Source organism: Streptomyces sp. NPDC048424 (genome assembly GCF_040651555.1).
In the GTDB taxonomy this organism is placed as follows: Bacteria; Actinomycetota; Actinomycetes; order Streptomycetales; family Streptomycetaceae; genus Streptomyces.
Map to the genome: position 1 here is coordinate 1 of NZ_JBEZKE010000059.1, position 20,443 is coordinate 20,443.

Sequence of the window (20,443 nt, forward strand, 5' to 3'; positions counted from 1 at the left end):
CTGAAAGACCGGGGCTCCGCCCCGCACCCCGCTCCTCAAACGCCGGAGGGGCTGGATTTGGCTGAGGTCGCACCATCCAGCCCCTCCGGCGTTTGAGGAGCGGGGTCTGGGGCGGAGCCCCAGGTTTTGAAGCCTCGCCGGCGTTTGAGGCGCGGGTGTGGGCGGAGCGCGGGGAGGCCCCGAGCAGCGGCTACAGCAGGGCCTCGGCATGGGCGGCGCCGGCCTCCGCGACGATGGACTCGACGGACTGGGCCGGCCTGGCGAGGCTGAAGCGGACCTCGCCCGACGCGGTGAGCGCGAAGCCGTGGATCGCCGGGCGGGGGAGGCTGTTGTAGCCGTAGTGGGCGGTGAAGAAGTACGCGCCGGTGTCCGGGACGCCGATCAGGTCGCCGGGGGCGAGCCGCGGGAGCTCCCGGGCCGTCGCCAGCAGGTCCCCCGCGAAGCAGGCCGGGCCCGCGACGTCCTGAGCCACCGCCTCCCCGACCCGCGGGACGCCCTTCGCGTCGTACGCCAGGATCCGCACCGGCCACGCCGCCGGGGCGTACGCGGTGCGGGTCGCCACCTGCACCCCGGCGTGCGTGAGCGCGATCGGCCGGGAGCCGCTGGTCTTGGTGTACTCGACCCGGGCCAGCACCAGCCCGTGCTTCGCCAGCAGGGCCCGGCCGAACTCCGTGACCAGGCCGTACGCGCCGGAGAAGAGCCCGGGGGCCGCCTCGCGCAGCGCGGCCACGTACGCGGAGAACCGGGGCGTCTGCTCGTCCGAGGCGAAGTTCACCGGTAGGCCGCCGCCGATGTCGAGGGTGTCGACCTGCCGGCGTCCGGCCGCCCCGTTGATCTCCTCGGCCAGCGCGTGCAGTTCCCGTACGCCCTCCGCGATCAGGTTCAGGGGGACGCCCTGTGAGCCGGAGTGGACGTGCAGGCGGGTGAGCCAGGGCCGGTCCAGGTACGCCCGTACGAGCCACTCGCGCGCGCCGGGATCCCGCAGGGCGATCCCGAACTTCGAGGTCGACGTGGCGGTGGAGAGCGCGTCGATGGTCCCGGCGCCGGTCTGCGGGTTGATCCGTACGCCGATCGGGGACCGGGCCGGACCCGCGCCGACCAGCGCGTCGAGCCGTTCCAGCTCCTGCGGGTTGTCGGCGTTGACGGCGATGCCCAGGGCCAGGGCCTCGCGCAGCTCGGCCACCGTCTTGGCGGGGGAGTCGAGGACGGTCCGCCCGGCCGGCACCCCGGCCGCCCGGGCCAGCGCCAGCTCGCCGGGGCTGGCCACCTCGCAGCCGAGCCCGGCGTCCGCGAGCAGCCGCAGGACCGGGACGAGCGGGGCGGCCTTGACGGCGAAGGCGTGCAGGACGGGGGTGCCGGGCGCCAGGGCGTCCGCGAAGGCGCTGGTCAGGGCGGCGGCGGAGGCCCGGATCCCGGCGGTGTCCAGCAGGCAGGTCAGGGGCTCCGCGGAGTCGGCCCCGCCCACGAGTCCCTGTTCGACGGCGGCCCGTACGGCCAGATCCCGACGCGCTGCGGCGTCCTCGTCCGCGTGCGTGTGTGCAGCCATGTCCGTCATCCCATCATTCGACGGGGCCGACCGCAGCTGTTGACTGAATCTATTCAGGACGTCAGGATGTGAATGGAAATACCAACATCGGAGGAGGCACCGCCATGTCAGGACCCCGCCCCGTACGTGCCGCGCGAGGCACCGAGCTCAGCACCCTGGGATGGCAGCAGGAGGCCGCGCTGCGGATGCTCCAGAACAACCTCGACCCCGAGGTCGCCGAGCACCCCGACAAGCTCGTCGTCTACGGCGGCACCGGCAAGGCCGCCCGCGACTGGCGCTCGTACGACGCCATGGTCCGCACCCTCCAGACCCTCAAGCAGGACGAGACGATGCTCGTCCAGTCCGGCCGTCCGGTCGGCGTGATGCAGACCCACGAGTGGGCGCCGCGCGTCCTGCTCGCCAACTCCAACCTGGTGGGCGACTGGGCCAACTGGGAGGAGTTCCGCCGCCTGGAGCACCTGGGCCTGACCATGTACGGCCAGATGACCGCCGGGTCCTGGATCTACATCGGCACGCAGGGCATCCTCCAGGGCACGTACGAGACCTTCGCGGCCGTCGCGGCGAAGAAGTTCAACGGCACCCTCGCCGGCACCATCACCCTGACCGCCGGCCTCGGCGGCATGGGCGGCGCCCAGCCGCTGGCCGTGACGATGAACGACGGCGTCGCGATCTGCATCGACGTCGACCCGCGCGCCATCGACCGCCGCATCGAGCACCGCTACCTGGACGTCAAGGCCGACAACCTGCGGCACGCCATGCAGCTGGCCGTCGAGGCCCGCGACGCCCGCAAGCCGCTCTCCATCGGCCTGCTCGGCAACGCCGCCGAGCTGCTCCCGCAGATGCTGGCCGAGGGCGCGCCGATCGACATCGTGACCGACCAGACCTCGGCCCACGACCCGCTCGCGTACCTCCCCGTCGGCGTCGACTTCGACGACATGGCCGCCTACGCCGCCAAGGACCCGGCCGGCTTCACCACCCGCGCCCGCGAGTCCATGGCCAAGCACGTCGAGGCCATGGTCGGCTTCATGGACGCCGGCGCCGAGGTCTTCGACTACGGCAACTCCATCCGCGGCGAGGCCCAGCTGGCCGGCTACGACCGCGCCTTCGCCTTCCCCGGCTTCGTCCCGGCCTACATCCGCCCGCTGTTCTGCGAGGGCAAGGGCCCCTTCCGCTGGGCGGCGCTGTCCGGCGAGGCCTCGGACATCCACAAGACCGACAAGGCGATGCTGGAGCTCTTCCCCGAGAACGAGTCCCTGCACCGCTGGATCAAGATGGCCGGCGAGCGCGTCCACTTCCAGGGCCTGCCCGCGCGCATCTGCTGGCTCGGCTACGGCGAGCGCGACAAGGCCGGCGAGCGCTTCAACGAGATGGTCGCCGACGGCACCCTCGCCGCCCCGCTGGTCATCGGCCGCGACCACCTCGACTGCGGTTCGGTGGCCTCCCCGTACCGCGAGACCGAGGCCATGCTCGACGGCTCCGACGCCATCGCCGACTGGCCGCTGCTCAACGCCATGGTCAACGTGGCCTCCGGCGCCTCCTGGGTCTCCATCCACCACGGCGGCGGCGTCGGCATGGGCCGCTCCATCCACGCGGGCCAGGTCACCGTCGCCGACGGCACCCCGCTGGCCGGCGAGAAGATCCGCCGCGTCCTCACCAACGACCCGGGCATGGGCGTCATCCGTCACGTCGACGCCGGCTACGACATCGCGGAGTCCGTGGCGGACGAGCGCGGCGTGCGGGTCCCGATGCGCGAGGGCGACTCCGCGTGACCTTCCACGAGATGTGGGCGGAGCTCGCGCCCATCGGCCGCCACGCGGACAGCGGCGGGTACCGCCGCTACGCCTGGAGCGGGGCCGACGCCGACTGCCGGACCTGGTTCCAGGAGCAGGCCGAGGCGCGCGGGCTGACGTACGAGACCGACCGCAACGGCAACCAGTGGGCCTGGCTCGGCGACCCCCTCGCGGGGGACGCCGTGGTCACCGGCTCGCACCTGGACTCCGTCCCCGACGGCGGGGCCTTCGACGGCCCCCTCGGGGTGGTGTCCTCCTTCGCGGCCCTGGACGAACTCCGCAGGAGGGGCGCGGAGTTCTCCAGGCCGCTGGCCATCACCAACTTCGGTGACGAGGAAGGGGCCCGCTTCGGCCTCGCCTGCGTCGGCTCCCGGCTCACCGCCGGGCAGCTGACCAAGGAGAAGGCGTACGAGCTCCGCGACGCCGACGGCATCGGCCTGCCCCAGGCCATGGAGGCCGCCGGCTACGACCCCGAGGCCATCGGGGCGGATCCCGAACGGCTCGCCCGCATCGGCGCCTTCGTCGAGCTCCACGTGGAACAGGGCCGGGCCCTGGACCTGAGCGGGGACCGCGTCGGCATCGCCTCCGCGATCTGGCCGCACGGCCGCTGGCGGTTCGACTTCCGCGGCGAGGCCAACCACGCCGGCACCACCCGGCTGGTCGACCGCCGCGACCCGATGCTCACGTACGCGGCGACCGTCCTGGCCGCCCGTACCGAGGCGGCCCTCGCCGGGGCCGTGGCCACCTTCGGGAAGATCTCCGTCGAGCCCAACGGGGTCAACGCCATCCCCTCCCTCGTGCGCGGCTGGCTCGACTCGCGGGCCGCCGACCAGGCCACCCTCGACACGGTCGTCACCGCCATCGAGAAGGCCGCCCGCGAGCGCGCCGACCAGGACGGCATCGACCTCGGCATCGTCCGGGAGTCCTTCACCCCGGTCGTCGAGTTCGAGCACGCCCTGCGCGACGAGATGAACCGGATCCTGGGCGGGGCCGTCCCCGTCCTCGGCACCGGGGCGGGACACGACGCCGGAATCCTCTCCGCGGCCGTCCCGACCGCGATGCTGTTCGTACGGAACCCCACCGGCGTCTCCCACTCCCCGCGGGAGTTCGCCGCCGAGGACGACTGCGTGGCCGGCGTCCTCGCCCTCGCCGACGTACTGGAAGGTCTCGCGTGCCGTTGACCGCGCACAAGACGTACTGGCTGGAGCACGCCTGGCTCGGCACCCATGTCGAGCCGGGCGTCGCCCTGGAGGTCACGGCCGACGGCCGGATCGGCGCCCTGCGCACCGGGGTCGAGACCCCGCCCCCCGGGGCCGAGGTGCTGCGCGGCCTGACCCTGCCCGGCCTGGCGAACGCGCACAGCCACGCCTTCCACCGGGCCCTGCGCTCCACGGTCCAGGTCGGCTCGGGCACCTTCTGGACCTGGCGCGACCTCATGTACAAGGTCGCCCAGAACCTCACGCCCGACAGCTACTTCGCGCTCGCCCGCGCCGTGTACGCCGAGATGGCGCTGGCCGGCATCACCAACGTCGGCGAGTTCCACTACGTCCACCACGCGCCCGGCGGCGCCCCGTACGCCGACCCCAACGCCATGGGCGAGGCCCTGATCGAGGCCGCCGCCGCGGCCGGCATCCGGATCACCCTCCTCGACACGGCCTACCTCTCGGCCGGCTTCGGCGAGGCCCCGAACCCGCACCAGCAGCGCTTCTCCGACGGCACGGCCGAGGCCTGGGCCGAGCGCGCGTCCGCCCTGAAGCCCCGCGAGCACGCCCTGATCGGCGCCGCGATCCACTCGGTGCGCGCCGTGCCCGCCGACCAGCTGGCCACCGTCGCCCACTGGGCCGAGGAGCGCGAGGCGCCGCTGCACGTCCACCTCTCCGAGCAGACCGCCGAGAACGACGCCTGCCAGGCCGCCCACGGTCGCACCCCGACGCAGCTCCTCGCCGACCACGGGGTGCTGGGCCCGCGCACCACCGGCGTCCACAACACCCACCTCACCGACGTGGACATCGCCCTGCTCGGCGGAACCACCACCGGCACCTGCATGTGCCCCACCACCGAACGCGACCTCGCCGACGGCATCGGTCCGGCGACCCGACTCCAGCACGCGGGCAGCCCGCTCTCGCTCGGCAGCGACAGCCACGCCGTGATCGACCTGCTGGAGGAGGCCCGCGCGATGGAGCTGAACGAGCGCCTGCGCAGCCGTACCCGGGGGCACTGGACGGCCAACGCGCTGCTCACCGCCGCCACCGCCGACGGCCATGCGGCGCTGGGCCTGGCCGACGCGGGCCGCCTGGAGGCGGGCGCGCTCGCGGACTTCACCACGATCGCGCTGGACTCCGTCCGCACGGCCGGCGCCCTGCCGAGGCTCGGCGCCGAGACGGCCGTGTTCGCCGCCTCCGCCGCAGACGTCCGCCACACGGTCGTGGCCGGCCGCCATGTGGTCCGCGACGGCGCCCACACGCTGGTCGAGGACGTCCCGTCCGCCCTGTCCGACGCCATCGCCGCCCTCCGCGCCTGACCATGCCGCCTGCGGCGGGCCCTTCCCCCACCCCGCCCCTTCCCGAAACCGGGCTCTGCCCGGACCCGGTCCTCAAACGCCGGACGGCTGAAACATCCAGCCCCGCCGGCGTTTGAGGCGGGGTCTGGGGCGGAGCCGTAGGAAACCGAGAGGAACCCTCGTGACCACCACCGCCATCACCAACATCGGCAGTCTCGTCACCAACGACCCTGCACTGGGCGACGGGAGTCCCCTCGGCCTGATCGAGAACGCCGCCGTCGTCATCGACGGCGACAAGATCGCATGGGTCGGCCCGACGGCGCAGGCCCCCGCCGCCGACGAGCGCTTCGACGCGGACGGCCGGGCCGTCATCCCCGGCTTCGTCGACTCCCACTCGCACCTCGTCTTCGCCGGCGACCGCACCCAGGAGTTCAACGCCCGGATGTCGGGCCGCGCCTACTCCGCCGGAGGCATCCGCACCACCGTCGCCGCCACCCGCGCCGCCACCGACGCCGAGCTCGAGGCCAACCTGGTGCGCCACCTCGACGAGGCCCGCCGCCAGGGCACCACCACCTTCGAGACCAAGTCCGGCTACGGCCTCACCGTCGCCGACGAGGCCCGCGCGCTGCGCATCGCCGCCGCGCACACCGAGGAGGTCACCTACCTCGGCGCGCACATCGTCTCCCCGGACTACGCCGAGGACCCGGCCGCGTACGTGGACCTCGTCACCGGCGAGATGCTGGCGGCCTGCACCCCGTACGCCCGCTGGGTGGACGTCTTCTGCGAGAAGGGCGCCTTCGACGGCGACCAGGCCCGCGCGATCCTCACCGCGGGCGCCGCCGCCGGCCTGATCCCGCGCGTGCACGCCAACCAGCTGTCCTACGGTCCCGGCGTGCAGCTCGCCGTGGAGCTGGAGGCCGCCTCCGCCGACCACTGCACCCACCTGACCGACGCCGACGTGGACGCCCTCGCCCAGGCCGCCGCGACCACGGTCGCCACCCTGCTGCCCGGCGCCGAGTTCTCCACCCGCGCGGTGTGGCCCGACGCCCGCCGCCTGATCGACGCGGGCGCCACCGTCGCCCTGTCCACGGACTGCAACCCCGGCTCCTCGTACACGAGCTCCATGCCGTTCTGCATCGCGCTCGCCGTCCGCGACATGCGGATGACCCCCGACGAGGCCCTGTGGTCGGCCACCGCCGGCGGAGCCCGCGCGCTGCGCCGCACGGACATCGGCGCCGTGACCCCCGGAGCCCGCGCCGACCTGGCCCTGCTGGACGCCCCGAGCCACGTCCACCTCGCCTACCGCCCGGGCGTTCCGCTCGTCTCGGCCGTCTGGCAGCGGGGCCGCCGGGCTTACTGACGAACGGTCAATCCGGGGCTGTCCTTTGTCTTCCCTCCGTAAGACCCCGGGCGTACCTTGAGCCACCAATCTGATGTGTCGTCAGTTATTTGTGGCCCGAGGGGAAGACGAAGGTGTCCGACCGCAAACGCTCCACCGCGCTCGCGCTGGCCTCCGCGCTGGCCGGATCGGCGGTCCTGCTGGCCGCCCCCGCAGCCCACGCCGCCGTCGTCGACGTGGCCTACGACTGCAAGACCCCGATCGGGGACAAGTCGGCGATCTCGCCCATCGAGATCAAGGCCGTCAAGGACGGCGAGGCGTACAAGCTGACGATGTCCTTCCAGAAGGGCGTCTCGTCCAGCCCCATCGAACTGGGCAAGGGCGCGATGAGCCCCAGCGCCGTCGTCCTCGTCGACGGCGCCGAGAAGGTGTCCGTACCGGTCTCCGGCCCGCCCAACCCCGAGGCCGTGCCCGCCGACACCCCCATCAAGATCACCGACCTCTCGGGCACCTACACGCCCAAGAAGAGCGGCAAGGTCACCTTCACCGCCGGCGTGCTCACCATCAAGGCGATGGGCACCACGACCACCTGCACCCCCGGCAACAGCCCCGGCCCGTCCCTGGAGCTCGACGTCACGGCCGCCGGCGGCGCGGCCGCCCAGTCCGGCGGCGGTTCGGGCGAGGAGACCCTCCCGCAGACCGGACCCACCGACTCCGCCCTCGCCCTCGGCACCCTCGGCGGCACCGTGCTGCTCTCCGGCGCCGCCGGAGTGCTCTGGCTGACCCGGCGCGGCCAGCGGGCCCGGTCCTGAACGGAGCGCCCCCGGCCATGCCCGTGCTCCACGTCCCCCACGTTCCCCACGCCTGCCGGCGCGCCGGCCTGGTCCTGCTCGCCGCCGCCGCGCTCTACGCGGTCCCCGCACCGCCCGCGTACGGCGCGAGCGCCGACGAACCGGGCTGGACCGCCGAGCCCGCCGCGGGCCAGGCCGTCGCCCGCACCGGCGACCGCCCGTTCTTCACGCGCCCGTTCTTCACGCGCCCGTTCTTCTACATGGCGGGCACCGCCGGCACCGTGCTGGAGGACCGCCTCGCCCTGGCCAACACCACCGACCAGGAGCACACCGTCACCCTGCGCGGGGCCGACGCCTACAACACCGCCGACGGGGCCTTCGCCGTGCGCCCCGCCGCCGGGTCCACCGGCGCCGGCGCCTGGATCAGCTTCGGCTCCGGCACCACCGTGAGGATCCCGCCCCGCACCCGCGCGGTGGTCCCCTTCACCGTCACCGTGCCGCCCTCGTCCCCGCCCGGCGACCACCCCGCCGCCGTGGTCGCCACCGAAGCCGGCCGCGAGGTGGGCGTACGGGTCCACCTGCGGGTCGGAGGCCCCGCCCTGGCGGCCCTCACCGTCGAGGACGTCGCCGTACGGGGCCGGGGCGCGGCCGCGGTCGTCGCGTACACCCTGGTCAACCGGGGCAACGTCGCCCTCACCCCCGAGCTGTCCCTGCGCGCCGAGGGCCGTCTCGGCGATGTCCCGGGCCGCGCCGCCCGGGCCCTGCCGGTGGAACTGCTCCCCGGCCAGCGCGTCGAGCTGACCGAACCGTGGCCCGGGGCCCCGGTGCTCGACCAGGTCCGCGTCACCGTGACCGTCACCGCCCCCGGCGGCGCCCGGGCCGAGGGGAGCGCGTCCGCCTGGTTCCTGCCCTGGCGGGCCGCCGGCTGGACGGGCCTCGGCCTGCTCGCCCTCGGCGGGACCACGTCGGCCGCGCTGTTCCTCGTACGGGGCCGGCGGACGCGGCGGGAACCGCCCGGCGGCGAGCGGCCCGGCGAGACGCCCGGGAGGCCCGGCCCGACCCCTGCACCGGAACACGAACTGACGGGAGCGTCCAGGTGAGCGCCATGGTCGGCGGCAAGGTCCGCGGCAAGGCCGGCCGCGGGGTCCGGTCCCTCCTGGCGGGGCTGGCGGTGTGCGCCCTCGCGCTGTTCCCCGCGGCCCCGGCCGCGGCCGACGAGGGCAAGCCCACCGTCGCCCTCTCGCTCCAGGAGGCGGCCAAGGGCACCGAGATCACCGTCACCGGCACCGGCTGGCGGGCCAAGACGCTGGTGATGCTGCTGGTCTGCGGGCAGAACATGATCGGCGGCACCAACAGCTGCGCCAACGCCGACGGCGCCGCCGTCTCCGTCGCCGACGACGGGCGCTTCACCGCCCGGCTGGCCGTGGTCGCGCCGCCCAAGCCCTGCCCCTGCGTCGTCAACGTCACCTCCGTCAACGGCGACCAGTCGACCGTCGCGGCCGCCCTGAAGATCACCGACCATCCGGTGGCCGAACTGCCCGCCGAATCCGGCACGGCCCGCCTCGCGATGCTCACCGGGGTCCGGCTGGAGGGCGAGGACGGGGTGCTGACCTGGTTCGGCGCCCCGCCGAGCCGGAAGTTCAAGGTCACCGTCGGCAATCTCGGCTCGGCCCCGGTCAAGGACCCGGTCTTCCAGCTCGGCACCGCCCACGGGGTGTTCGCCCCGCTGTGGGAGGAGGCCCGCTGGAAGGGCACCATCCCGCCGGGCGGCAAGGCGGAGATCGTGCTCGACGTCGCCCTCACCGCCGGCGCCCACGGCGACTACACGATCTCCCTCAAGTACGGCGAGACCGTCGTGGCCACCCAGCCCTGGGGCGTGGACCGCCCGTACGGGGTGCTGCTCTTCTGGGGCCTGCTCCTGCTGGTGATCCCGGCCGCGGTGTTCCGCGTGGGCATGGCCGTCGTCGACAAGGTCCGGCCGCGCGCCGCGTCCGCGGCAGGCCGCCACCGGGGCCCGGGGCCGGCGGAAGCGGCCTCGGCCGTGACGGCCCGGCTGCCCCGGCTGCCGGCCCTGCGCCCGGCCGGACCGGCCCGCTCCGAGCAGCCCGCGGAGCCCCCTTCGACCACCACGGCGGTCCTGCCGTGGTTCACCCCGGACAGCGCGCCGGAGACAGCACCACAGACGTCCGCACCGTCTGAGAACCGTTCGACGACGAAGGGACCATTGTGAAGACCCAACGGAGGGTGAGCGCGGCCGTGGTCGCGCTGCTGCTCGGCGGCGCGGGCATCGCCATCACGGCTTCTCCCGCCCAGGCCGCGGAGACCAAGTTCAACGTCAAGTGCGTTCCCCCGGCCGGGGGCGGCAGTCCGGTGGAGGGGGAGACCACCGCCAAGGTCACCGCTCCGGCCTCGGCGAAGGTCGGCGACGAGGTCGACGTGTCCTGGGAGACGGTGAAGCCGGCCTCGAACAACACGGACCTGATGGACATCCCGCAGGACGCGGTCCAGCCCACCGGCTGGATCACCGTGAGCGGAGGTGGCGGTGAGCTGAAGGTCGTCGGGGAGAAGAAGAACCCGCCGATCCCGAAGAAGGCGCCCATGCAGATGTCCGTGATGAAGGGCAAGCTGAAGCTCACGAAGGCCGGGAAGATCACGCTGACCCCCGGCAAGTACGACGTGGCCGTCACCTTCTCCTTCGGCACGTTCGTCACCAAGTGCGCGCCGACCGGCACCGTGGGCGTCGGGGCCACCATCGACGTGTCCGCCGGCTCCAGCGGCGGTACGACGACGGGCGGTACGACGAGCGGCGGTACGACCTCGGGCGGCTCCACCACCGGCGGCTCCACCACCGGCGGCTCCACGACCACCTCGGGCGGTACCACCTCGGGCGGCTCCACCACCGGTGGCGGAGGCGGCCAGACCGACTTCCCGGGCAAGGCCGTCGAGGTGGCCTTCGACTGCGGGCCGGTCGTCCCCGGCGGCATCAAGACCCCGGTCACGATCAACGCCAAGAAGAACGGCGGCAGCTACGACCTCACGGTCAAGACCGCCAAGGGCGCGATGGCGGCGCCCATGGCCCTGCCCGCGGGAGCCCTCAAGCCCTCCATGGACGTGAAGCTCGGCGGGGCGGACAGCGGCACCGTCAAGGTCTCCGGCCCGGCCAACGCCGAGCCGATCCCGGACAAGGCCCCGGTCAGCCTCAGCGACATGACCGGCACCTACAAGCCCGGCAAGTCCGGCAAGGTGACGCTGAGCCCGGACCAGCTGACCATCGACGTCACGATGGCCCCCGGCTCCACGCCGATCAACGTCCCCTGCAAGGCCACGAGCAGCGGCGTCTCGCTGGAACTGGACACCACCGCCCAGCCGGGCGGCTCCGGTTCCTCGGCGGCCTCGGCCAGCAGCGCCTCGGGCGGCGGCCTCGCCGAGACCGGCGCGGAGGACGAGGGCGGCATCAAGGCCCTGGCCCTGGTCGCCGGAACGGTGATCCTGCTCGGCGGCGCGGTGTTCACCTTCACCCCGTGGCGCCGCCTGCGCGGCACCCGCTGACACGCGAACGGCCCGGCACACCTTTCGGTGGGCCGGGCCGTTCCGTGGTTACGGGGCGCGAACGCGTCAGCCCGTGGCACCCATCAGCTCGTTGACCTTCTTGCGGTACATGAAGATCGCGAGGCCGGCGAGCACGGCGGCGACCGCCTGGAAGAGGATCACCCCGACGCCGTTCAGCTGCACGTCGGCCAGACCCATCAGACCGGTGATGCAGTCACCGGCGGTGACGGCCAGGAACCAGACACCCATCATCTGGGAGCCGTACTTCTGCGGCGCCATCTTCGTCGTGACCGACAGGCCGACCGGCGACAGGCACAGCTCGGCGAGCGTGTGCATCAGGAAGATGAGCACCAGCCACCACATGGTGACCTTGGTGTCGTTGCCGGCGGTCTGGCTCAGCGGCAGGGCGAAGACGAAGAACGAGGCGCCGACGATGATCAGGGCCACCGAGAACTTCACGATGGTGCTGGGCTCGCGGTTGCGGCGGGCCAGGGCCACCCACGCGGCGGCGAAGACCGGGGCCAGGGCCACCACGAAGAGCGGGTTCAGCGACTGGAAGATGACGGTGGGGACTTCCCAGCCGAACAGGGCGCGCTCGGAGTTCTTGTCACCGAACAGCGAGAGCGTCGAACCGCCCTGGTCGTAGATCATCCAGAAGACGGCGGCGGCCACGAAGAACCAGATGTAGGCGCTCATCCGGGTCTGCTCGACGGTCGAGAGGTCCTTGTCCCGCTTGATGCGCGCGAGGACGGCGACGGGGATGATCAGACCGGCGATGGTGATCGGGTACAGCGCCCACTTGATGGTGTACATGTCCGCGGCGACGACGGCGCCGTAGAAGACGGCGATGACGGCCAGGACGACGAGCGCCTTGACGATCACGGCCTTGCGCTCGGCGGGGCTCAGCGGGTTCGGGACGAGGCTGCTCTTCGGGCTCAGGGTGCGGCCGGCGAGCAGGTAGACCACGAGGCCGATGCCCATGCCGACGGCGGCCAGCGCGAAGCCGAGGTGCCAGTTCACGAGCTCGCCGACCATGCCGATGCCGACCGGTGCGAGGAGGGCACCCACGTTGATGCCGATGTAGAAGATCGTGAAGCCGCTGTCGCGGCGCGGGTCGTCCACACCCTTGTACAGGTGGCCGACCATCGTGGAGATGTTGGCCTTCAGCAGACCGGAGCCGACCGCGACCAGCAGCAGACCGACGAAGAACGCGAGCTGGCCGGGCAGCGCGAGCGACACGTGGCCCGCCATGATCACGCCACCGGCGATGGCGACGGTCTTGCGGGCGCCCCAGACGCGGTCACCGAACCAGCCACCGGGCATGGCCATCAGGTAGACCATGGCCACGTAGACGGAGTAGATCGCCGTGGCCGTCGCCGCAGTGAAGCCGAGGCCGCCGCCCTGGCTGCCGGTCGCGGCGTCGACACCGCCGGAGACCAAGTACAGGACGAGAAGCGCACGCATGCCGTAGTAGGAGAAGCGCTCCCACATCTCGGTCATGAACAGCGTGGCCAGGCCGATCGGGTGGCCGAAGAGGGTCTTCTCGTGAGCGGGGCTCTGAGAAGCCGTCGTCAGGCTGGAAGCCATGGTCGATCCTTGCTTGCTCGGGACGCTTGGCTTCGTGAGCTCATCCGCGCCCGGTGGGGGGTGGCCGGCACCGGCGACGGATCTCCCACCCCACGCCTCGGGGTCTCGCCCCCCATGGGGTTGGGGGCGAAGGGAACATCCGTAACCGGGATCCACGCCCGCTCGCGCACCTTCGCGCGAGGGGCCCGGCCCACAGGTCATTCACTGTCATCAAGCCCGGACAGGTGAGTCCCACAAGACTGGCCTGTCCGGTCAGGACAGAAATAGAGACCTTCGGCGCGCTTTTCGGCACAAAGGTCCCTGAGGTAGTGCATCAGGCGTCTCGCCACCATACGACACGACACTGCGGCATATGAAAGGACTTGAGAGATGGATCACAGGCGCGCCGGGAACCGTTCGACCATATTCGAAGGCGCTTAGTAGTTCATAAGCGCAGATAGACAGGGGTGTGCAGGGAGGCCTCTCGATCCGGTCGCCGCGGACTACCATCACCCACATGACGCGTGTACTGCTCGCCGAGGACGACGCATCCATCTCGGAACCCCTGGCCCGCGCCCTGCGCCGGGAGGGGTACGAGGTCGAGGTCCGGGAGGACGGCCCCACCGCCCTGGACGCGGGACTGCAGGGCGGCGTCGACCTCGTCGTCCTCGACCTGGGCCTGCCGGGCATGGACGGGCTGGAAGTCGCCCGCCGGCTGCGGGCCGAGGGCCACGGTTTCCCCATCCTGGTCCTCACCGCCCGCGCGGACGAGGTCGACACGGTCGTCGGCCTGGACGCCGGCGCCGACGACTACGTGACCAAGCCCTTCCGCCTGGCCGAGCTGCTCGCCCGGGTCCGGGCCCTGCTCCGCCGCGGCGCCAACGAGGCCGCCCAGGCCCCCGCCACCCACGGCGTGCGGATCGACGTCGAATCGCACCGCGCCTGGATGGGCGAGGAGGAGCTGCAGCTCACCGCGAAGGAGTTCGACCTCCTGCGCGTCCTGGTCCGCGACGCCGGCCGGGTCGTCACCCGCGACCAGCTCATGCGCGAGGTCTGGGACACCACCTGGTGGTCCTCCACCAAGACCCTCGACATGCACATCTCCTGGCTGCGCAAGAAGCTGGGCGACGACGCCGCGAACCCGCGCTACATCGCCACCGTCCGCGGCGTCGGCTTCCGCTTCGAGAAGAGCTGAGCCCAGGGCGGCGGCCGCCGGGCCCCGGCCCGCTCCGGCCCGCCCCGGACCGGCGCTAGGGCATGCTCTAAGGCATGCGCCGCCGCCTCATCAACTCCACGCTCGCCGTGGTGCTCGTCGTGATCGCCGTCTTCGGCGTCTCCCTCGTCATCGTGGAGACCCGGACCATCACCAGCAGCGCCCAGGACCGCATCGAGTCCGAGGCGCTGCGGCTGGTGGGCATCGTCGAGGCGAACGTCCTGGAGCACAAGCCGATCGACCCGGTCGCCCTCGCCGAGCAGCTGGACGCCGGCCACTACGCCCGCATCACCATCCCCGGCCAGCGGGCCGTGGAGGTGGGCGCCCCGATCCCCGACAGCGTCATCCGCGGCACCGCGCGCGGCGAACAGGGCGAGGTCGTGACCGTCGAGGAGTCCCGCTCCACGGTGACCAAGGAGGTCGGGCGGACCCTCGCGGTCGTGGGCGCGGTCGCGCTGCTGGCCGTCGTGGCCGCCGTACTGCTCGCCGTACGCCAGGCCAACCGGCTGGCCTCCCCGCTCACCGACCTCGCCGAGACGGCGGAGCGGCTCGGATCGGGGGATCCGCGCCCCCGGCACAAGCGGTACGGGGTCCCCGAGCTGGACCGCGTCGCCGACGTGCTGGACTCCAGCGCCGAACGGATCGGCCGGATGCTGACCGCCGAGCGGCGCCTCGCCGCGGACGCCTCGCACCAGCTGCGCACCCCCCTCACCGCGCTGTCCATGCGGCTGGAGGAGATCACCGTCACCGACGACCTGGACACCGTGCGGGAGGAGGCGACGATCGCCCTGACCCAGGTGGAGCGGCTCACGGACGTGGTGCAGCGGCTGCTCACGAACTCGCGCGACCCGCGGACCGGCTCCGCGGTCCCCTTCGACCTGGACGAGGTCGTCAAGCAGCAGGTGGAGGAGTGGCGGCCGGCCTACCGCAGCGCGGGGCGGGCCATCGTGCGCTCCGGGAAGCAGGGCGTACGCGCCGTCGGCACCCCGGGCGCGGTCTCGCAGGTGCTGGCCACGCTGGTGGAGAACGCCCTGATGCACGGTGGCGGCACGGTCGCGCTGCGTACGCGCGTGATCGGCAACCAGGCGGTGCTGGAGGTCACGGACGAGGGGCCGGGGGTCCCGCCGGACCTCGGCAACCGGATCTTCGAGCGGGCCATCAGCGGCCGCAACTCCACCGGGATCGGCCTCGCGGTCGCCCGGGACCTCGCGGAGGCGGACGGGGGGCGCCTCGAACTGCTCCAGACACAGCCGCCGGTGTTCGCGCTGTTCCTCAGCCGGACGCCGGCGGAGCGGGTCGAGCCCGAGGCCACCGTCCGCTGACGGCGCGTACTAGTTGTTCGCGGGCTCCGGCTCGGGCACCGGCTCCGGCCGCCGCTCCGGCCGGGGCAGTGGCGCCGGCACGGGCTCGGCGGCCTCCGGCAGGGCCCTGAAGACCCAGGTCCGGTACGACCAGAAGCGGAACACGGTGGCGGTGCCGATGCCGATGAACTTGAAGACGTTGCTGGCCACCGAGCCGTCCCAGCCGAAGCCGTAGGTGGCGGTGTAGAGCACACCGTTCTCGATGACCAGGCCGATGGCGCTGAACGCGGCGAAGAGGACCAGCTCGCGGGTACGGCCGCTCTTGGCGCGGTCCCGGTAGGCGAAGTAGCGGAAGCCGAGGTAGTTCGTGGCGATGGCCACAACGGTGGCTATCACGCTCGCGCGCACCACCTGCAGATCGGTCGTGTGCCGGATCAGGTTGAAGACACCCAGGTTGACCAGCACACCCAGACCACCGACCGCCCCGAACTTGGCGACCTCTCGCACGAGACCGCGTACGCGTTCGAGAACAGATCCGTTCCCCGGCGTGCTCATCAGTAGGTTCAGTCCCTGTCGGTCACCGCCCCGTAAAGGGCGTCCGGTGTTCTCCGTCAACCCGCCCATCGTAAGTGTCCCCCCACAGCCCCGTCTGTGCCTTCGGACACCGTGCGACGCACGGCACACCGACGCGTATGGGCCAGGGCACGTCCGGATGGCGGAATACCGGCGGATACCCTGGAGGAGTGACGTTCCCGGTAGTCGGCATGGTCGGCGGCGGTCAGCTCGCCCGCATGACCCACGAGGCGGGCATCCCCCTCGGCATCAGATTCAAGCTCCTCAGTGACACCCCACAGGACTCGGCGGCCCAGGTCGTGAGCGATGTCGTCATCGGCGACTATCGCGATCTGGAGACGTTGCGCGCCTTCGCGCGCGGCTGCGATGTGATCACTTTCGACCACGAGCACGTGCCCATCGCGCACCTGCGGGCCCTGGAAGCGGACGGCATCCCCGTCCGTCCGGGGCCCGACGCGTTGATGCACGCCGCGGACAAGGGGGTGATGCGCGCCAAGCTCGACGAGATCGGCGCGCCCAGCCCCCGCCACCGGATCGTGAGCGATCCGGCGGACGCGGCCGCCTTCGCGGACGAGGTGGGCGGGTTCCCCGTCATCCTCAAGACCGTGCGCGGCGGGTACGACGGCAAGGGCGTGTGGTTCGTGCGCACCCCGCAGGACGCGGAGGCCCCGTTCAAGGCGGGCGTCCCGGTCCTCGCGGAGGAGAAGGTCGATTTCGTCCGCGAGCTCGCGGCGAACATCGTCCGCTCCCCGCACGGCCAGGCGGTGGCCTACCCCGTCGTCGAGTCCCGCCAGGTGGACGGGGTCTGCGACACGGTGATCGCCCCCGCCCCGGACCTCCCGGAGGCCCTCGCCGGCGAGGCCCAGGCCCTCGCCCTGCGCATCGCCCAGGAACTCGGCGTGACCGGCCACCTGGCCGTGGAACTGTTCGAGACCACCGACGGCCGGATCCTGGTCAACGAACTGGCGATGCGCCCGCACAACAGCGGCCACTGGACCCAGGACGGTGCCGTCACCTCCCAGTTCGCCAACCACGTCCGCGCGGTCCTGGACCTCCCCCTGGGCGACCCCCGCCCCCGGGCCCGCTGGACGGTCATGGCCAACGTGCTGGGCGGGGACTACCCCGACATGTACGCGGCGTACCTGCACTGCATGGCCCACGACCCGCAGCTGAAGATCCACATGTACGGCAAGGACGTGAAACACGGCCGCAAGGTCGGCCACGTCAACACCTACGGCGACGACCTGGACGATGTGCTGGAGCGCGCACGCCACGCTGCCGGCTACCTCAGAGGAACGGTCACCGAATGAGCACCTCCGCCGCAGCCCCCGTCGTCGGCATCGTCATGGGATCCGATTCGGACTGGCCCGTCATGGAGGCGGCCGCGCAGGCCCTCGACGAGTTCGAGATCCCCTACGAGGTCGACGTCGTCTCCGCCCACCGGATGCCGCGCGAGATGATCGCGTACGGGGAGCGGGCCGCCGACCGCGGTCTCAAGGCGATCATCGCGGGCGCGGGCGGGGCCGCCCACCTGCCCGGCATGCTCGCCTCGGTCACCCCGCTGCCCGTCATCGGCGTGCCGGTGCCGCTGAAGTACCTCGACGGCATGGACTCGCTGATGTCGATCGTCCAGATGCCGGCCGGGGTGCCCGTCGCCACCGTCTCGGTCGCCGGCGCGCGCAACGCGGGTCTGCTGGCCGTACGGATGCTGGCCGCCCACGACAAGGACCTCCTGGCCCGGATGCGCGACTTCCAGCAGGAGCTCAACGACCAGGCCACCGAGAAGGGCAAGCGGCTGCGTACGAAGGTCGCGAACGCGGATTCCTTCGGGTTCGGCAAGTGAGCGCGGCGCAGCGTCTGGACGAGGCGCGCGAGCTGCTGGCCGAGCACCCCGTCGTGGACGGCCACAACGACCTGCCCTGGGCGCTGCGCGAGCAGGTGCGCTACGACTTGGCGCGGCGGGACATCGGGGGCGACCAGTCCGCCCACCTGCACACCGACATCCCGCGGCTGCGCGCCGGCGGGGTCGGCGCGCAGTTCTGGTCCGTGTACGTCCGCTCCGACTACGCCGGTGACGAGGCGGTCAGCGCGACGCTGGAGCAGATCGACGTGGTCGCCCAGCTGATCGACCGTTACCCGGGCGACCTCGTGCGGGCGCTGACGGCGGACGACATGGAGGCGGCCCGCGCCGACGGCCGGATCGCCTCGCTGATGGGCGCCGAGGGCGGCCACTCCATCAACAACTCGCTCGCGACGCTGCGCGCCCTGCACCTGCTGGGCGTGCGGTACATGACGCTCACGCACAACGACACGATCGACTGGGCGGACTCGGCGACCGACGAGCCCCGGCACGGCGGCCTGAGCGACTTCGGCCGCGAGGTCGTCCGCGAGATGAACCGCGTCGGCATGCTGGTGGACCTCTCGCACGTCGCCGCGACGACCATGCGGGACGCCCTCGCGGTCTCGGCCGCGCCGGTGGTGTTCTCGCACTCCTCGGCGCGGGCGGTCTGCGACCACCCGCGCAACATCCCCGACGACGTGCTGGCGTTGCTGCCGGCCAACGGCGGGGTGGCGATGGCCACCTTCGTCCCGAAGTTCATCCTCCCGGCAGCCGTCGAGTGGACGCTGGCCGCGGACGAGAACCTGCGGGCGCACGGCTTCCACCACCTGGACACCACCCCCGAGGCGATGGCCCTGCACCGGGCCTTCGAGGCGCAGCGCCCGCGCCCGGTGGCCACGGCCGCCACGGTGGCCGACCACCTGGACCACATGCGCGAGGTCGCCGGGGTCGACCACATCGGGATCGGCGGCGACTACGACGGCACGGCCTTCACCCCGTCCGGGCTGGACGACGTGGCCGGCTACCCGAACCTGGTCGCCGAGCTGCTGGCCCGCGGCTGGTCCAGGGCCGACCTGGCGAAGCTGACCTGGTCCAACGCGGTACGGGCGCTGCGCGACGCGGAAGCGGTGGCGCGGGACCTCTCGGCGTCCCGGGGCCCGTCGAACGCGGTGATCTAGCAGGCGCACGGCGGATGTGGTGACCGGGCGTGACCTGCGCGGTCACCCGAACGCCACATCCGCCGGGCGTCCCTGCCGTCCCACATGTCACGGTGGCACCATCCCATCTCTCCCTGCTGCCGCCGAGACCGGAGCGAACGCCATGGCCGACCTGCAGGACGAACCCCACTCCGTGGGCATCGGAGCCGAAGACCTTCCCGCACCCGACATGACGGCGGGCGCCCTCGACCGGGCCGTCGCGCTGCTGTCCGTCCATCCCGTGGCGGACGGGTGCAACACCTTCGTCTGGACCCTGCGCCAGAGCCCGTACCACGACATCGACACCCCCGACACCGGTGTCGACACGGACATCCCGCGGCTGCGCGCCGGGGGAGTGGGGGCCCAGTTCTGGTCCCTGCTCGTACCGCCGGGCCGGCCGCGCGGGGACGCCACCAGTGACCAGGTGCTCTCCGACACGCTGGAACAGATCGACGTGGCGCTCGCCTTCGTGCGCCGCTACCCCGACAGCCTGCGCCTGGCGCTCAGCGCCGACGACATGGCGGACGCCCGCAACCGCGGCCGGATCGCCTCGTTCCTGGGCCCCGTGTCGGGCCGCGCGCTGACCGACTCGCTGGGCGCGCTGCGCGCCTTCCACACGCTGGGCGTACGGATCCTCGCGCCCGCGGGAGCGCCCTGGGCGCAGGACGAGCTGACGGCCTTCGGCCACGAGGTGGTCCGGGAGGCGAACCGGCTGGCGATGGTGCTGGACGTCAACGGCTGCCCGCCGGCGGTCGCCTGCCAGATCGCGGGGGCGTCCAAGTCCCCGGTGATCATCTCGAACACGGCGGCGGCCGCGCTGAACCCGCATCCGGCGAACGTGCCCGACGAGGTGCTGCTCGCGCTGGGCGAGGCGAACGGCCTCGCGATGGTCACCTTCGACGCCGCCCGCACCGGGGACTCCCTGCACGCGGTGGCGGACCACCTCGACCACGTACGGGCGGTCGCGGGGCCGCAGAGCGTCGGCCTCGGCGCCGCCTTCGGCGCCGAACCGCAGGGTCCGCACCCGGCGGGCCTGACCGACCCCTCGGGCTACCCGCGGCTGATCGCGGAGCTCCTGGAACGCGGCTGGCCGGAATCCGACCTGGCGCTCCTGACCTGGGGCAACACCCTGCGCGTGGTCCGCGACGCCGAGTTCACCTCCCGCCGCTCGAAGGCGGGCAAAACCAGCCCCGCCGGCGTTTGAGGCGCGGGGGCCCGGGGGCAGAGCCCCCGCAACGG

Annotated in this window: 17 protein-coding genes; 14 read left to right on the forward strand and 3 right to left on the reverse strand. The window is 72.7% G+C overall.

The features are described 5' to 3' along the window. Nucleotides 1–190: 190 nt before the first annotated feature. A complete protein-coding gene (locus tag AB0D29_RS37685; RefSeq protein ID WP_362860356.1) occupies nt 191–1,546 on the reverse strand; it encodes a diaminopimelate decarboxylase in 1,356 nt (451 codons plus the stop codon). A gap of 104 nt (nt 1,547–1,650) precedes the next feature. Here AB0D29_RS37685 and hutU point away from each other — a divergent pair, with 104 nt between their 5' ends. The 8 genes from hutU (at nt 1,651) to AB0D29_RS37725 (ending at nt 11,515) form a co-directional block, all read left to right on the forward strand. Continuing rightward, nucleotides 1,651–3,315, forward strand: a complete 1,665-nt coding sequence (gene hutU / locus AB0D29_RS37690; RefSeq protein WP_362860357.1) for a urocanate hydratase — start codon at nt 1,651–1,653, stop codon at nt 3,313–3,315. Nucleotides 3,316–3,326: 11 nt separating this feature from the next. Next, on the forward strand, nt 3,327–4,517 hold the full coding sequence (locus tag AB0D29_RS37695; protein WP_362860370.1) for an allantoate amidohydrolase: 1,191 nt from the start codon (nt 3,327–3,329) through the stop codon (nt 4,515–4,517). After that, nucleotides 4,508–5,857: a formimidoylglutamate deiminase gene (locus AB0D29_RS37700; RefSeq protein WP_362860358.1), complete on the forward strand. Its 1,350-nt coding sequence runs from the start codon at nt 4,508–4,510 to the stop codon at nt 5,855–5,857. The genes AB0D29_RS37695 and AB0D29_RS37700 overlap by 10 nt, the downstream gene beginning before the upstream one ends. 160 nt (nt 5,858–6,017) lie before the next feature. Continuing rightward, entirely contained in the window at nt 6,018–7,196 is a 1,179-nt protein-coding gene (gene hutI, locus AB0D29_RS37705) for an imidazolonepropionase (protein WP_362860359.1), read from the forward strand. A 113-nt stretch (nt 7,197–7,309) separates the two neighbouring features. Further along, on the forward strand, nt 7,310–7,987 hold the full coding sequence (locus AB0D29_RS37710) for an LPXTG cell wall anchor domain-containing protein (RefSeq protein WP_362860360.1): 678 nt from the start codon (nt 7,310–7,312) through the stop codon (nt 7,985–7,987). Between the two features lie 17 nt (nt 7,988–8,004). After that, entirely contained in the window at nt 8,005–9,066 is a 1,062-nt protein-coding gene (locus tag AB0D29_RS37715; protein WP_362860361.1) for a hypothetical protein, read from the forward strand. Between the two features lie 5 nt (nt 9,067–9,071). Continuing rightward, nucleotides 9,072–10,196, forward strand: coding sequence for a hypothetical protein (locus tag AB0D29_RS37720; protein WP_362860371.1), 1,125 nt, complete (start codon nt 9,072–9,074; stop codon nt 10,194–10,196). Further along, nucleotides 10,193–11,515 (forward strand): hypothetical protein, encoded by a 1,323-nt coding sequence (locus tag AB0D29_RS37725; protein WP_362860362.1) that lies wholly within the window; start codon nt 10,193–10,195, stop codon nt 11,513–11,515. The genes AB0D29_RS37720 and AB0D29_RS37725 overlap by 4 nt, the downstream gene beginning before the upstream one ends. Nucleotides 11,516–11,581: 66 nt before the next feature. Here AB0D29_RS37725 and AB0D29_RS37730 read toward each other — a convergent pair whose 3' ends face one another. Next, complete coding sequence (locus AB0D29_RS37730; protein WP_362860363.1) at nt 11,582–13,102, reverse strand: oligopeptide:H+ symporter; 1,521 nt, start codon at nt 13,100–13,102, stop codon at nt 11,582–11,584. Between the two features lie 496 nt (nt 13,103–13,598). Between AB0D29_RS37730 and AB0D29_RS37735 the strand changes: the two genes are divergently transcribed. Continuing rightward, a complete protein-coding gene (locus AB0D29_RS37735) occupies nt 13,599–14,276 on the forward strand; it encodes a response regulator transcription factor (RefSeq protein WP_030296931.1) in 678 nt (225 codons plus the stop codon). Nucleotides 14,277–14,350: 74 nt separating this feature from the next. Further along, nucleotides 14,351–15,616 carry an ATP-binding protein gene (locus AB0D29_RS37740; protein WP_362860364.1) on the forward strand — a complete coding sequence of 422 codons (1,266 nt, stop codon included), beginning with the start codon at nt 14,351–14,353 and terminating at the stop codon, nt 15,614–15,616. Between the two features lie 9 nt (nt 15,617–15,625). Here AB0D29_RS37740 and AB0D29_RS37745 read toward each other — a convergent pair whose 3' ends face one another. After that, nucleotides 15,626–16,150, reverse strand: a complete 525-nt coding sequence (locus AB0D29_RS37745; RefSeq protein ID WP_362860365.1) for a GtrA family protein — start codon at nt 16,148–16,150, stop codon at nt 15,626–15,628. Between the two features lie 188 nt (nt 16,151–16,338). Here AB0D29_RS37745 and AB0D29_RS37750 point away from each other — a divergent pair, with 188 nt between their 5' ends. From AB0D29_RS37750 to AB0D29_RS37765, 4 genes are all read left to right on the forward strand, one after another. Next, complete coding sequence (locus tag AB0D29_RS37750) at nt 16,339–17,478, forward strand: 5-(carboxyamino)imidazole ribonucleotide synthase (protein WP_362860366.1); 1,140 nt, start codon at nt 16,339–16,341, stop codon at nt 17,476–17,478. Beyond that, entirely contained in the window at nt 17,475–18,011 is a 537-nt protein-coding gene (gene purE / locus AB0D29_RS37755; protein WP_362860367.1) for a 5-(carboxyamino)imidazole ribonucleotide mutase, read from the forward strand. The genes AB0D29_RS37750 and purE overlap by 4 nt, the downstream gene beginning before the upstream one ends. After that, complete coding sequence (locus AB0D29_RS37760; RefSeq protein WP_362860368.1) at nt 18,008–19,186, forward strand: dipeptidase; 1,179 nt, start codon at nt 18,008–18,010, stop codon at nt 19,184–19,186. Before purE ends, AB0D29_RS37760 begins: the two co-directional genes overlap by 4 nt. Before the next feature lie 142 nt (nt 19,187–19,328). After that, nucleotides 19,329–20,408: a membrane dipeptidase gene (locus tag AB0D29_RS37765; RefSeq protein WP_362860369.1), complete on the forward strand. Its 1,080-nt coding sequence runs from the start codon at nt 19,329–19,331 to the stop codon at nt 20,406–20,408. Nucleotides 20,409–20,443 lie beyond the last annotated feature (35 nt).

What these genes read in the sequence shown, in the direction of transcription:
- AB0D29_RS37685 (WP_362860356.1), bottom strand. Translation starts at nt 1,546, where the DNA reads ATGGCTGCACACACGCACGCGGACGAGGACGCCGCAGCGCGTCGGGAT.
- hutU (WP_362860357.1), top strand. Translation starts at nt 1,651, where the DNA reads ATGTCAGGACCCCGCCCCGTACGTGCCGCGCGAGGCACCGAGCTCAGC.
- AB0D29_RS37695 (WP_362860370.1), top strand. Translation starts at nt 3,327, where the DNA reads ATGTGGGCGGAGCTCGCGCCCATCGGCCGCCACGCGGACAGCGGCGGG.
- AB0D29_RS37715 (WP_362860361.1), top strand. Translation starts at nt 8,005, where the DNA reads ATGCCCGTGCTCCACGTCCCCCACGTTCCCCACGCCTGCCGGCGCGCC.
- AB0D29_RS37720 (WP_362860371.1), top strand. Translation starts at nt 9,072, where the DNA reads ATGGTCGGCGGCAAGGTCCGCGGCAAGGCCGGCCGCGGGGTCCGGTCC.
- AB0D29_RS37730 (WP_362860363.1), bottom strand. Translation starts at nt 13,102, where the DNA reads ATGGCTTCCAGCCTGACGACGGCTTCTCAGAGCCCCGCTCACGAGAAG.
- AB0D29_RS37735 (WP_030296931.1), top strand. Translation starts at nt 13,599, where the DNA reads ATGACGCGTGTACTGCTCGCCGAGGACGACGCATCCATCTCGGAACCC.
- AB0D29_RS37740 (WP_362860364.1), top strand. Translation starts at nt 14,351, where the DNA reads ATGCGCCGCCGCCTCATCAACTCCACGCTCGCCGTGGTGCTCGTCGTG.
- AB0D29_RS37745 (WP_362860365.1), bottom strand. Translation starts at nt 16,150, where the DNA reads ATGAGCACGCCGGGGAACGGATCTGTTCTCGAACGCGTACGCGGTCTC.
- purE (WP_362860367.1), top strand. Translation starts at nt 17,475, where the DNA reads ATGAGCACCTCCGCCGCAGCCCCCGTCGTCGGCATCGTCATGGGATCC.
- AB0D29_RS37765 (WP_362860369.1), top strand. Translation starts at nt 19,329, where the DNA reads ATGGCCGACCTGCAGGACGAACCCCACTCCGTGGGCATCGGAGCCGAA.